We start from the raw sequence: 12,297 nt of genomic DNA, 5'->3' as shown, positions 1-12,297 counted from the left end.
GCCAGTGATCGCCTCGTCCTCTCCGCCATGTCATCGACTGGCGTACAATCGCATTGATGAGAGGGCAAACCGGTTCCGCCGATGCTCCAGTGTAACGCTGAGAAGCTGGACAAGGGATGGTAGCTTGCTTCCTTGCTGCCAGAAGTCTCCAACGGCGACCCCGTTCGCGGCCAGTGGAAAGGCCGGGCGAGAGTTTCCGCTGCCGGGCAAGAACTCATAAAGGAGATCAGCAATTGCGCTGATAGCGGTCGCCTCTTTCATGCTGAGTGACATCGGCTACCCCCTCCCAGCATTTTTCGGCGCCTGGTCCGGATGACAGGCAGGTGTCTGGATTTCGACGTCGCAAACCACGCAACAGAAAAATCCGTTCGTGGTGGCGAGTTGGCTGGTTTGGGCATCTATGGATCCGTCGGCTTTCCTTGCCAGTGACCGACTGTGATCGTCCGACCGAAACCGCATGTATCGGCTAATGTTGGCTAGGCCGACAAACAATGGCCGAAACCCAAAACCATGCCCCTGTTCGGTGTAGTAACGGGATACTCCTTCGTCCAGGGCCAATTCGAGCGCGGTGCCCGCATCAACCAGATGGGCATATGTCGGGTTGCTGCGAAGGCTGTTCAGGACCCCCATTCCAGCATCCGCCACAACAAATTCGAAGCGGCCGGGAGAGGCGCTATAGACAACGTAGCCGGAATCGATACGCCCGCTATGGTCGATGACGTTTGCATAAAACTCGCCAATCGCCGCCGTTAGCTTACCGCCATAGTCGTCAGAAAAGCCGGCCGATATCGCTGCCCGTTTGGCGCGTAGCACGAAGTCGGTCCATGCGAGCTCATCTCTCCGAAGTTTGTCGACCGAAACAAATCCCTGGTATCCTGATCTTGGCTCGAACCAAGCATCCGTTTCGCGCATGTTGCGCATAAGTTCGCGGTAGTTGTCCGCCGTTAGCCAAAGGGGTCCGCCATCTCGGTTTAAAATGTTTGGCTGCGTGTGCCGCAACTCTAAAAGCGGCCCGAGGCCATCGGCATTGGTCGTCGGTAGGTCAGCCTCCGTGATCGTGCCGCTCTGCACTCCGAGGCAAATGTCATCTACAAGATCGAAGGTCAGCGTCTCGATTTTCCACCTCACGCAGCTTTTGCAAAAGGCGCATCGCAGCCGTAGTAGGTGGCTCGCAAAAAGGCGATCTGCTCTTCAACATTGTGGCTCAGAAGCTTATCGACAGTCTCATTGACAACGGTCGGCGCCGGGAGCCAGCGAAGCGCATTGTTGTCCAATCGTTCGGCGCGCTGGCGCTTCAAGGTTTTCATGAAAGCATTGGTCTCAATGTAGATGACGCGGCGGTAGAATTGCCGCAGGAACGGAATGACCTGAGGATCGCCGCGCACCACGATGTCCAGTTCCCTGCCGGAGGCCTTGGCTAGATCAGCAAGCCTATCTAAGTGAAACTGCGTTCTGAGCTTCTGACCTGAGCCGGTGATAAATTCGTAGGCGAGCGTCTCGATCTCGGAGCGCTCGGCAATGAACGTCGACCAGCGCTCAAAGTCCTGATAGGTCCGCCCGTTGGGATGTAGTGCGCAGGCCACCCCTTCACGCTGGAATTCTTCGAATGTGATGGCGATACGCTTTATCGCGTGAAGATCATCTGTTCGCGGATTGTCGAGCAGAAGACTGAAGTTCGGGGTCGTTACAAGCGCGATTCCCAGTCCCTTCATCGCCCTAATGATGGCGATGCGCTGCTCGCCAAGGGTCCACCAGGGCTCAATCCGATGATCGTGATTGACGCCGGTTAGAACAAGGTCAGCGGTGGAGTCTATGTTGTATGTCCGACACAAGGCTTCGCGCGTTTCGAAGTGAAGCCTCCCGAGTTTGAAATCGACGAGATCGGGCAAGCGCAAGGCGAACGCTTTGCCAGCGAGCGCTGTCATTCGACTGCTTCCATGGTAGATGAGCGGCACGATATCTGCGCTCAATTGGGCAGAACAAACCGCTGTGCGTGGAATGTCCTCAAATCCAAAGCCGCCAACCTCCCGCATCTGCTGCACAAAGAGCTGCGGCTTATGCCGACAGACGCGCGTGCAGTGAGCCGAGTCCCCGCAGCAGAGTTGCAAACAATCGAAAATTGAATCACGGACCGAGAGGCCGCCGCATTCAGAGAAGTGCGGGCATCCGGGGCAACCCAATGCCATGGTGTTCCGATAGGGATCGTCTGTTAGCGACCGGACGATCACCTCATGGCTTCGCGTATCTGGGCGATTAAGGTTCAGCACAGAGATACTTCTGCTTTCTTCGAGAGCTTGTGTACTCGGCCAACGACACCGTTCGCTGCGCCTCCCGATTTTTCAATTGCAGAAATTACGTCGCCAGCGGGATTATCAAATGAACCGACGACGCTATTGCCCCGGCGTAAACTCACCCGTCCGCCCTTAGTCTCTACGATAAGCACTTCACCGTTGGCGACATTTACCCCAGCGGTGATCGACGCAATCGCGCGGCGCGGCTGGTTCGTGGGATTGACCGTGAACAAGCCGGGCGTCGCAAGCTCTGCCCGCTTCGTATCGACGTGCTTGCGGATCGTTTTCTTTGTTCGGTTTAAAAATTCGACCCCCATCAGATTACCTCCTCAAATAACGGACGATAGTATTTCGAACGACCCTGAGCAAACTCACGAATCACGCCGCGAGCCGCAAGACTGGCAAGCCGATTGTTCCACGCCGTCGTGCTCTTGGTTTGCTCAGCTTCTCCAAATTTTTCCATGAGATGGTTGGCATCAACTCCATTATATTCGTTCACCAAGTCGAATGTCATCTGTTGCTTCGGATCAAGGCTGCCAATCAACTCCGCTCCCGAGACGCGTTCGTCGCGGTCCAGGCGGCAGCTCATAATCGCATCACCTTTAGCATTCGCGACAATCAGCAATTCATCCCAAATATCGTCATTTATATTCGCAACAACTGGGTAATACTTGGATGAAAGGGTTCGCATGTACGCTTTCAGAGCGAACACCGATTCTCGAAGATAGCTGGCGGTAGCCACATCGATATTTGTAAAATCGAGGAATAAAGGCGTCGGCGCAGCCGGCTCGCGATCAATGGCCTTCACAAAGGCCGCAAAAGCAGCTTTGCCATTGATGGAGCCTGATAGCACGGGGCCGCTCCCAATGATTGCCATGTCCATTTTCATAGTCGTCACCTTCCTCACGTGTTTGACGTGAGATTAGCTCGCTTGCCCATAATGTCAAGAATTTTCTGGACTATCGGTGACCTGCACTGGCGATGGGACAGGCCCGCCGTTCCGACAGGCCCAGCTCGGCCTGCAGATGCGCGACGGCTTCGCGCCTAGCGGCAGGCCCTACCATTTTTTGACAGAAGCTCGCGCAGCGCCGTAGTTTCCGGCAACTGGTCCCCAGAAGCCGCTTCAGCTTCGCGTTCTCGTCTTCCAGCGCCTTCAGCCGCTTGGCGTCGGAGACGTCCATGCCGCTATACTTGGCTCTCCAGTTGTAAAGCGTCGCCTCGGAGATCCCGTGCTTACGGGCCAGATCGCACGCCTTCGCCCCCTGCCTCATCTTCGCGCAAAACCGCGATGATCTGCTCTTCCGTTAAGCGCTTTCTCTTCATCAGTCCGTCCTTCAATCATGGGCCGGACTCTAATCAAAACCGGAGGAAATTACCCGTGGCAGGTCAGACGCCAAATACCTGGATGGCACCAGTCAGACGAAGTCGCCTGAATGCCGCAGTAGCCGCGGAGCTCTCGATCGCGAAAGCGGTTTTTAGCCCCCAACTTGCTTCGGCCTGATCGAGGGGAACGTCGCTGACATAAGACGACCTACCAGCCAATGACGGTTTCCGACGCTTAATCCTGTCTGCAGATCGTCCTGGCCACAGCCCTCGCAATCATTCTGTCTACTGCCCTGCCCACCATTATCGCTGCGGCAATAGGAGGATAATCGACAAACAAGCCGCCTGTCTCTTCCGAGGCAGGCGGCAAATCGTAATGCGACCGGCGTGCGGACGAAGACGGATGCGGTCCGGTGATGCACATCTTAATCCACTGAAATTACTTGCTGCCTACTTGCGTAATCGCGCGTAATCGGGCTTACAAAAGACGGCTTGCGGATAGATTTTTCTGTGGGGGATCTTCACAGGTGAAAGCAAGACGGCTCTAGTGCTTCCCGGAGAATGCGACGAGAGCGATACGCTATGGTCCATTATGCTACATCGCATAGGAGTATCCGCAAGCCGCCCCTCCCATGACAGTTGTTTCACTTAAGCTAGAGCAGTACAAGAAAGCGGAAACTCTGACCGATGTGGCACGGATTCTGGACCTCAAGCCGGCGCACATCTCCTATGCGCTTTATAAGCTCTCCAAAGTCGCCAAGTACGACGAATTCACCGTGCCTAAAAAGTCTGGCGGTGAGCGGACGATTCGTGCGCCCCACAAGGTTTTAAAAGCCGTTCAAAAACGCCTCGCTAATGATTTGCTCCTGATCGAGCAGCAGCTTGAGGCCAGCAGGATCACGAAACGCAACTGCATTCTCGCCCATGGTTTCAAGAAAAAGCTTTCCATAATAACCAACGGAGAGAACCACCGCGGTCAGCGATACGTTTTCAATGTGGATCTCAAGGACTTCTTCCCTGCGATCAATTTTGGGCGGGTCTTCGGATTCTTCACCAAGCACAAGGACTTCGCACTCAAGCCCAAGGTAGCCGCTGTCCTGACGCAGATTGCGTCCTTCGACAACCAACTGCCGCAAGGCAGCCCATGCTCACCGGTCATTTCAAACCTAATCGCCGGCGTGATGGACATCCGCCTTAATGAATTGGCGAGACAGAACCACTGCACATACACGCGGTATGCCGACGACATTACGTTCTCGACCAGTGAGCGGCTGTTTCCTTCAGCTATTGGGCGGCGGGTAAATGGCAGCATCAACCTTTGGGAAGCTGGCCCGAAATTGGTGAAGGCCATATCCCGTGCCGGGTTCGAACTAAACCCGATCAAAACGCGTATGCAGTATTACTATTCCAGGCAGGACGTGACAGGCGCCGTCGTCAATCAAAAGGTCAATATCGCATCAGATTATTACGCTACCGTCTGCGCCATGTGCCACTACCTGTTCATGGACGGTTCGTGCCACGTGAAGGTCGATGGCGTGAAACAGCCGTTCCCGATAGCGAAGCTTCGAGGCCGCCTGGCCTTTATCTACCAAGTCCGCGGCCGGGGGCCGAAGGTACGTCCAGTTCCTGACGACAAGGACGAGCAGGCGAAGGCGCCTCCACAGAAAATCTGGGCCAGTTTCAAGCTCTTTGAGCGCTTTCTGAATTATGTGGACTTATACGGCGCGGACCGACCTATTGTCCTCTGCGAAGGCGTGACGGACAACATTTACATCAAGTCAGCCGTTCAGGCCCTCGCCGCCAAGTACCCAACACTTACGAGCCCCGGTGGCGAGCTTAAATTCAAGCTGTTCAAATATACAAGGACCTCGGCTGCCGTTCAGCAGCTAGGGGGCGGTTGCGGCGATCTTACCAAACTCGCGAGAATGTTTTCGATACGCGGAAAAGGCTTTAAGAGCGGGGGCAAGCACCCGCTAATCATGGTCGTTGACTCGGATGATGGCTCGAAAGACCTGTTTAAGCACATCTTCCATGTCACGAAAAAGAAAGTGGATGGAACCGACAGTTGGCACCATCTGGAATCCAACCTTTATGTCATTCCCATCCCTAAGGTTGGCGGCGGCGATACACCCATCGAGAAACTTTTCGAACAGGGGCTCCTCGACCAGCCGTACGAGGGCAAGAAGTTCGAAATTAAGCTGAAGGACACCGATGGCGCTACACACATTTCCAAAAAGACGTTCGCAAGCAAGGTCGTTGCGGCCAACAAGGGCTCGATCAACTTCAGTGGATTCGAACCCGTGCTTAATTCAATCGCCGAAGTGATTGAAGACTATAAGAAGAAAGTCGGCCTACTGCCGCCCGCTGCAGCCGTGCCAACTCCAGCCCCAGTTGCCGCGGTACCTTAATCTCCTTGCCAGCGGAAACCGCGCATCCATATAATCCCCGGAAGCTAAAGCAAAACCATCCGCGAAAGAAAACGCGGCGCTCCTTCCGGTCATGACACGCTATCCGCCACCGCCAGCGGGTGCCTATGTCATTCGCCCGCCGGGTCAACATCCGGTACGGAAGATATCCGTTCCGAACGGCCGCTTCACCACCTGTGTGCGAAGTCATTCCACACCGCCGCAAATCAGCTTCCCGTCCTTCTCGCTCCTTTGTTCTAGTCCCACCGACTGACTGCTTTCGGGATTATCGAGAACCGGGGGACGTCCGTCTTTGGGCGCTAACCCGCCGCCCCGCTCCCCCACGGGCCATGAAAAGCACCCTGCCCATCGATGCGCTCGAAGCCGTGCGCGCCGAAGAAATCGCGTTGCGCCTGGATCAGGTTCGAAGTGCCGCGGCCCTGCCGGTAACTGTCGAAATAGGCAAGTGCAGATGACAGGGCCGGCACCGGCGAGCCGGCTTCGGCCGCCCTTGCCACGACCCGGCGAAGCGCCGGATGTGCCTCCTGCATCAACGAGACGAAAGCCGGCGCCATCAACAGGTTGGTGGCCGCCCCGCCGGCGCCGAAGGCCTCCGCCATCGTATCCAGCAATTGCGAGCGGATGATGCAGCCGGCCCGCCAGATCTTGGCGATGACCGGCATCGGCAGGTTCCAGTTGAATTCCTTCGACGCGCCGCTCATCACCGCGAAGCCTTGCGCGTAGGCGGCTATCTTGCCGGCAAACAGCGCCAGCTCGAGATCGCCGAGCAGGGCGTCCCTGTCCCCGGAAATCCTGCTCACGCCGCCGCCATAGACCTTCTCGGCGGCCAGCCGCTCGTCCTTGATCGACGACAGAACGCGTGCCGCCACCGCCGCTTCGATCGCGGTGGCCGGGATGCCGAGTTGCTGCGCCTCGATCACCGACCATTTGCCGGTGCCTTTCTGGCCGGCGCGGTCGAGGATGATGTGGACCACCGGTTTGCCGGTCTTGGGGTCGTCGGCGGCCAGCACCTTGGCGGTGATCTCGATCAGGTACGAGTTGAGCCTGCCCGTGTTCCACTGGGAAAACACCTCAGCGATTTCTTTCGGTCCCATGCCCAGCCCGTCACGCAAGATGCCGTAGATCTCGGCGATCATCTGCATGTCGGCATACTCAATGCCGTTGTGGATAGTCTTGACGAAATGGCCGGCGCCGTCGGTGCCAAGCCACGCCGCGCAAGGCTCGCCCTTGAACTTGGCCGAGATCGCGGTCAGCACCTTTTCGACCCGCTTCCAGGACTCTTCGGTGCCGCCGACCATGATCGAGGGACCGTGGCGTGCGCCCTCCTCGCCGCCGGACACGCCCATGCCGATGAAGGTCAGGCCCGAATCGGTAAGCTCCGAGAAGCGCCGCATCGTATCGCGGAAATTGGCGTTGCCGGCGTCGATGACGATATCGTTGGCCGACAGCACGCCGCGCAATGCTGCGATCTGCTCGTCGACCGGCTTGCCGGCCAGCACCATGATGATGATCGGCCGCGGCGGCCGGATCGCGGCGGCCAGTTCCTCGAGGCTGTAGCAAGGCACCACCCTATCCCTGAGCGCGCCGGCATTTTCGACAAAGGCATCGGTACGCGCCGCGGTGCGGTTGAAGACGGCGATGCGGTGCCCCTTCTCGGCGATGTTGAGCGCCAGGTTGGAGCCCATCGTGCCAAGGCCGATCAGGCCGATTTCGGCTTTTTCCATTGTTTCTTCCCTGCTTTCGGATCTTGTTGCTTTGAGCCGCGATTGGGTTGGATGCCCATTCTTGATGACGATGATTGACGGGCCTTCAAGGCCGCGTCAACCGTCTCGCCGAATTGCGTTGCGCGGACCAGCGCTGTCTTCATGGCCGGATATCGATCGGCGCTTCGATCTTCACCATCTCGAAATCGGAGACCAGGATATCGAGCCGCGCCGTCCAGCGGCCGGCGACCGGAATGACGAGTTGGTCGACGCGCCAGGTGCCGTCGCCAAGCCTCGTCGCCGGGCGTCTTATCGGCTCGATACCGGAATCGGGCTTTGACAGCACCAGCGTCACCTGCTTGGCGTCGAGCGGGCCGAAATCGCCGGTCATGATGAAGATCGAAGCGGCAACAGGCCCGGTATGGCCGGGCACAATGCTGAGATCGGCCATCGCCTGCAGCGTGTGGATATGCACCGATGCCGGCTGTGCCGCGGCGATCGCCAGCGCGCGCGGCGGCGGCGTGAAGCGCCAGCCGGCGGCAACGCCGAAGATCGCCAGCACGATCAGCAGCTCGATAAAGATCGAGCGGGCCAGCCGCCGCTGGACCTCCGTATTTCCTGCCTCAGCCAGGGCCGTAAGCTTGAAGCGATTGACGGCGGCGAGCGTGAACAGAAAGACGAGCAGCACCAGCTTGAGCAGCAGCAGCCGGCCGTAAGCGGTATGGACCAGCGCAGACGGCGTTTGCACCTGGATGACGGCGAGCACGATGCCGGCTGCCGCAAGCACCGCCACGACGAACAGGATCGCTCGCGAAAACCGGCGCAGCAAAGGCCCCGCTTTGTCCGGCTGCCGTTTCAAGGCAAGACCGAGCGGCGCCAGCGCTCCGACCCAGACAGCAATGCCGACGCCGTGCAGAAACACCATCGGCCTTGTCAGCCATTGCGGCTCGGCGGCACTGGCATGCCCGCTTGCGGCAAGTGCTGCGCCAACTCCAACCAGTCCGGCCAGGGCGAGCGGCCTTGCGTTGGCGCGCGGCACGACCAGCGACAACAGGCCAAGGCCGAGCGCCATCAGCGCGATCAGCACTGTCCAGCCGAAGCTGGTGCCGAGCCCGGTCTGCCAGATGACCGGCTGCGCCAGCCGGGCAAGCGGCGCGCCAAGCGCATCCAGGCCCTGGAAACCAAGCGACAGCGGTGCGGCGGCCAGCCCGCACAGGATCGCAGCGGCGACAAGCTTCTGGCCGGATCGCCCGCCTTGTGCCAGCCAGCCCAGCGCAAAGGCACCGCCGACGCCGAAAAACAGGCCGATATACAGAAAAACCTTGCCGATCCAGATCGCCGTTCGAAGCCCCCGGTCAACGGCATCGGAGGCGGCCGGCGCGGCACTCGGTGTGCCGACCGAGAACAGCACCGAGCCGCCGACCGGATGCCCGTCGGCGGAGATTACCCGCCAGCTCAGCACATGCGTGCCCGATTTCAGCGCCTGCGGATTGTCGATCTCGACGGTCTGTCCGCCGAGCCGGAAGGAGGTCAGCGGGACCGCCGTGCCGTCGGGCCGCACCAGCGTCAGTACCAGCGGCGAAACCGGCTCGCTGAAAGTCAGCGACAGCTGCGACGGGCTCTGCCCCAGCACCGCACCGTCAGCCGGCTCGGCCTTGATCAGCGCCGCATGGGCGAAGGCCGGACCAGGCATGGCAATTGCGGCGAGCAGCACGATGGCGGCCAGCAAGCCAGCCACAAGCCGGCCAGAATAGTTGCCGGCCATGCAAGCTTGCCGCAGGAAGGATGCCACGCTCATCTCACCGCCAGGAGCAGCGGCGCGCCCATCCGCCAAAGTGCGCCGCCGGAGCTCACTTCTTCGGCAGCAGCTTGAGGCCGGGCGCCGGAAATTCCAGCGCATCCTCAGCCTGCCCGGCCGCCGGAATCTCGATCCAGCGATCGGCAACGCCGTCACATTCCTGCACCACCGGGAAATGCAGCATCTGGCCTGCCGGCAGGTCGGACGCCAGTGTCGCGCGAAAGACGAATTCGTCGTAGAATTCGTCCGGCAGGCTGCCGGCGCTCCAGTCGATCTCCTTGACGCCGCTGGTCACTGCCTGGCCGTAGAGCTGGTAGGACTTCTCGTATTTGCCGTTCTTGACCTGCAGTGTCCAACCCGGCTTCGGCATCGGTTTGACCGAAAGCACCCCTTCCGGAATCTGCACGCGCACGGCGGTCGTCGCCTTGCCCTCACAGCCATGCGGCACCCGAAGAACCGCCTTGTAGGTCGAGCCTACCGCCGCCTCCGGCGTTTCGAGCGTGATGTGGGCAAAGGCCGCGCTGGTCCCGAGGACGAAAAGCACGCAGCCGGGCAAAAGAGATTTCTTCATGATGGTACCTCTCGAAGCGGCCAAGTCAGTGGTCGTCCTGCGGCGCCGCGCTGCCGATGCCTTGCACGGCGAATTCAATCTGCACAGGCCCGGCTTTTTCGAAGGTCAGGGTTGCGGAGAACATTTCGCCCTCCTTGGGCTGCCGCTTCAAATCCATGAACATCAAATGATAGCCGTTGGGCGCCAATGCGACCTTGCCGCCAGCCGGGATTTCGAGGCCGCCGGTGACCGGCCGCATGGTCATGACGCCATTGCTGACGCCCATCTCGTGCAGTTCGGCCTTGGCCGAAATGCCGGAGGTGATCGACAGCAGGCGATCCGGCGCACTGCCGGTGTTGGTGATGGTGAAGTAGCCGCCGGCTACCTTGGCACCGGCTGGCGTGGCGCGCGACCAGGGGTGCCCGATCTCGAGATCGCCAAGCTTGAACTCGTGTGCCAACACGATCTGGACGCTGGCGAACAGGAGGGCAAGAACGCAAAGGGCGACGCCGAGACGCTGCTCGAAACGACCCAGTACGAAGCGCCCGCGGCTGGATGCGGCAGCGCGAAAAGAGTGAGACATGATTGCTCCGTGGATTTTAAGGGACCCGCGCCGACGGCCGGTCGCGAACGATGTCGATAAACGCGCCGGCAAAGGGTTGCGCGGCGCGAACCAGAACGGATCAGGCCGTCGCCGGTGGTGCGCGCGGATTGGACGGAGTGCGGGCGCGGGCGAAATCGCGATGCCGGAAGGCCGGCAGGAAAAAGGCGATGGTTTCGACGGAGAGGCTGCGAGCCAGGCTCCCGGCGGCATCGGGCGGCGCGTAGACCGCCGAAACGAGGTTGCAGCCAAGCATGCAGCAAGCCGGCATGTGCTGATGATGCGGATCGCCGGCGGGGAGTTGCGCCGCACCGTCATGGGTGCAGATCGTGTTGCCGAAAGCATCGAATTGCGAGGCGTTCGGCTCGCCGCCTGAAGCAAACGCGCCGAACATCGACTGGAGCACGAAAAGCCACGCCGCGGCGAACGCGACCGGCATGCTCCATCGTCTCCGGCGTATGGTCAAGAACCAGCCTCTTCACGCAGCAACGTCAGTTCTCTACCACGGAGCCGGCGGCCGGAAAATCGCCAAAACGTTGCTGCGGCAACGCAACACAATCACGCGCGTTGCGGCTGCCTGCCCTCGGGAATGGACGTCAGCAGCGTGTGGCGGGCCGATTTCAGGTGCTTGCGGCAGGCGGCGTCGACCTTGGCGAGATCGCGCGATTTGAGCGCGGCGATATAGGCGAGATGCTCCTGGACCGCGACTTCGTTGCGCTCGCGCTCCTGCGCCTTGTTCCACTGGTAGTGGTAGTGGAAGATCATGGCGATGACGTCGTAGAAATCGACAATGAAGCGGTTGTGCGACGCCCGGTGGATAAGCCGGTGAAAGCGCTCGTCGAGCTCGGAGAATTCGTTGAACCGCACGGCGATCTCGCGCGCCAGCAGGCGATGCTCGTCCTCCAGGCGGTCGAGGTCGGCCCACACCGGGCTGTCCTCGGGCAGAGCGGCAAAGGCTGCGGCCGAGCGCAGTTCGAACATTTCGCGGATCTCGGTCAACTCCAGCGCGAAGGCGCGGGTAAAGCCTTTCAGCACCCAGTGGCTGTTGCGGCGCTTCTCGATCAGCCCAAAGCGCGAGAAGCGGATCAGGAATTCGCGCACGCTGGTAGTGCCGACGCCGATCTCGCGCGCCAGCTCGAGCTCGTTGATCTGCATTCCGGCTTCGGCACCGCTGGCAAGCAGCCGCCGCATGAAGGAACGCTCTATGATCTCGGCCAGCGTGTCGGTTTCTTCCTCGGGGAAGAAATCATCCGGCCGCGGCTCGCGCAGAACGGTCTTGCTGCGCTTGTTCCAGTCGATCAGCCCGGTCTCTTCCATGCGCGCAAGGATAGTGCGGACGGTCGTGCGGCTGACGCCGAGCAGCGTACCCAGTTCCGGCTCCGAAGGCAGGCTCCTGGTTTCGTCGAGCAGCCTCAGACCGCGATTATAAGCGTCCTTGTAAACGTTGTTGCTCTTCGACATCCCCTGCCCCGTGGCGCATTGGCGATTGCGGCCGGTTTGAAGCGTTTCGCGCGCATGAAATCGGAATCGCTTCGCAAAACACCATGCGCAACGCTAGTCCTGGTTGTAGAGCCTACTTCACGCATCCAAAAGACGCGTCGTGCT

The 12,297-nt window shown here is 59.8% G+C and carries 12 protein-coding genes and 2 pseudogenes; 2 read left to right on the top strand and 12 right to left on the bottom strand.

From position 1 onward, the window contains the following. Positions 1-276 precede the first annotated feature (276 nt). From NKI79_RS02910 to NKI79_RS02890, 5 genes and pseudogenes are all read right to left on the bottom strand, one after another. Complete coding sequence (locus NKI79_RS02910) at positions 277-1,128, bottom strand: hypothetical protein (RefSeq protein ID WP_352799762.1); 852 nt, start codon at positions 1,126-1,128, stop codon at positions 277-279. Next, positions 1,125-1,925 carry a hypothetical protein gene (locus tag NKI79_RS02905; protein WP_352799761.1) on the bottom strand — a complete coding sequence of 267 codons (801 nt, stop codon included), beginning with the start codon at positions 1,923-1,925 and terminating at the stop codon, positions 1,125-1,127. Before NKI79_RS02905 ends, NKI79_RS02910 begins: the two co-directional genes overlap by 4 nt. A 335-nt stretch (positions 1,926-2,260) precedes the next feature. Further along, positions 2,261-2,608, bottom strand: coding sequence for a hypothetical protein (locus NKI79_RS02900; RefSeq protein WP_224592270.1), 348 nt, complete (start codon positions 2,606-2,608; stop codon positions 2,261-2,263). Next, positions 2,608-3,180: a hypothetical protein gene (locus NKI79_RS02895; RefSeq protein WP_352799760.1), complete on the bottom strand. Its 573-nt coding sequence runs from the start codon at positions 3,178-3,180 to the stop codon at positions 2,608-2,610. The genes NKI79_RS02900 and NKI79_RS02895 overlap by 1 nt, the downstream gene beginning before the upstream one ends. Before the next feature lie 73 nt (positions 3,181-3,253). After that, positions 3,254-3,614, bottom strand: a pseudogene (locus NKI79_RS02890) (transposase); the annotation flags it as partial. Between the two features lie 632 nt (positions 3,615-4,246). Between NKI79_RS02890 and NKI79_RS02885 the strand changes: the two are divergent. Together NKI79_RS02885 and NKI79_RS02880 are read left to right on the top strand one after the other, a co-directional pair. Further along, complete coding sequence (locus NKI79_RS02885) at positions 4,247-6,022, top strand: retron Ec67 family RNA-directed DNA polymerase/endonuclease (RefSeq protein ID WP_352799759.1); 1,776 nt, start codon at positions 4,247-4,249, stop codon at positions 6,020-6,022. Between the two features lie 70 nt (positions 6,023-6,092). Beyond that, positions 6,093-6,293: pseudogene (locus NKI79_RS02880) on the top strand (hypothetical protein); the annotation flags it as partial. Between the two features lie 46 nt (positions 6,294-6,339). Here the strand turns inward: NKI79_RS02880 and gnd are convergent. The 7 genes from gnd to NKI79_RS02845 form a co-directional block, all read right to left on the bottom strand. Further along, a complete protein-coding gene (gnd, locus tag NKI79_RS02875; RefSeq protein WP_352799758.1) occupies positions 6,340-7,764 on the bottom strand; it encodes an NADP-dependent phosphogluconate dehydrogenase in 1,425 nt (474 codons plus the stop codon). Further along, positions 7,740-7,907, bottom strand: a complete 168-nt coding sequence (locus tag NKI79_RS02870; protein ID WP_352799756.1) for a hypothetical protein — start codon at positions 7,905-7,907, stop codon at positions 7,740-7,742. The genes gnd and NKI79_RS02870 overlap by 25 nt, the downstream gene beginning before the upstream one ends. Continuing rightward, entirely contained in the window at positions 7,904-9,541 is a 1,638-nt protein-coding gene (locus tag NKI79_RS02865) for a copper resistance CopC/CopD family protein (RefSeq protein WP_352799754.1), read from the bottom strand. Before NKI79_RS02865 ends, NKI79_RS02870 begins: the two co-directional genes overlap by 4 nt. Before the next feature lie 52 nt (positions 9,542-9,593). Next, the gene (locus tag NKI79_RS02860; RefSeq protein ID WP_352799753.1) at positions 9,594-10,112 is read right to left on the bottom strand and encodes a YcnI family copper-binding membrane protein; all 519 of its coding nucleotides are present in this window, start codon (positions 10,110-10,112) and stop codon (positions 9,594-9,596) included. A gap of 25 nt (positions 10,113-10,137) precedes the next feature. Then, complete coding sequence (locus tag NKI79_RS02855; protein ID WP_352799752.1) at positions 10,138-10,674, bottom strand: copper chaperone PCu(A)C; 537 nt, start codon at positions 10,672-10,674, stop codon at positions 10,138-10,140. 100 nt (positions 10,675-10,774) lie between these two features. Then, positions 10,775-11,131 carry a DUF2946 family protein gene (locus NKI79_RS02850; protein WP_352691120.1) on the bottom strand — a complete coding sequence of 119 codons (357 nt, stop codon included), beginning with the start codon at positions 11,129-11,131 and terminating at the stop codon, positions 10,775-10,777. Between the two features lie 119 nt (positions 11,132-11,250). Continuing rightward, a complete protein-coding gene (locus NKI79_RS02845; RefSeq protein WP_352476364.1) occupies positions 11,251-12,153 on the bottom strand; it encodes a GntR family transcriptional regulator in 903 nt (300 codons plus the stop codon). Positions 12,154-12,297 lie beyond the last annotated feature (144 nt).

Origin of the sequence: Mesorhizobium sp. M0340 (assembly GCF_040321535.1) — a bacterium.
Lineage (GTDB): Bacteria > Pseudomonadota > Alphaproteobacteria > Rhizobiales > Rhizobiaceae > Mesorhizobium.
The sequence above is the reverse complement of the archived record's forward strand: the minus strand, read 5'-3'. Positions and strand labels throughout refer to the sequence as shown.

Coding starts and splice junctions, on each gene's coding strand:
- NKI79_RS02905 (WP_352799761.1), bottom strand. CDS start 1,925: ATGACAGCGCTCGCTGGCAAAGCGTTCGCCTTGCGCTTGCCCGATCTC.
- NKI79_RS02900 (WP_224592270.1), bottom strand. CDS start 2,608: ATGGGGGTCGAATTTTTAAACCGAACAAAGAAAACGATCCGCAAGCAC.
- NKI79_RS02895 (WP_352799760.1), bottom strand. CDS start 3,180: ATGAAAATGGACATGGCAATCATTGGGAGCGGCCCCGTGCTATCAGGC.
- NKI79_RS02885 (WP_352799759.1), top strand. CDS start 4,247: ATGACAGTTGTTTCACTTAAGCTAGAGCAGTACAAGAAAGCGGAAACT.
- gnd (WP_352799758.1), bottom strand. CDS start 7,764: ATGGAAAAAGCCGAAATCGGCCTGATCGGCCTTGGCACGATGGGCTCC.
- NKI79_RS02870 (WP_352799756.1), bottom strand. CDS start 7,907: ATGAAGACAGCGCTGGTCCGCGCAACGCAATTCGGCGAGACGGTTGAC.
- NKI79_RS02865 (WP_352799754.1), bottom strand. CDS start 9,541: ATGAGCGTGGCATCCTTCCTGCGGCAAGCTTGCATGGCCGGCAACTAT.
- NKI79_RS02860 (WP_352799753.1), bottom strand. CDS start 10,112: ATGAAGAAATCTCTTTTGCCCGGCTGCGTGCTTTTCGTCCTCGGGACC.
- NKI79_RS02855 (WP_352799752.1), bottom strand. CDS start 10,674: ATGTCTCACTCTTTTCGCGCTGCCGCATCCAGCCGCGGGCGCTTCGTA.
- NKI79_RS02850 (WP_352691120.1), bottom strand. CDS start 11,131: ATGCCGGTCGCGTTCGCCGCGGCGTGGCTTTTCGTGCTCCAGTCGATG.
- NKI79_RS02845 (WP_352476364.1), bottom strand. CDS start 12,153: ATGTCGAAGAGCAACAACGTTTACAAGGACGCTTATAATCGCGGTCTG.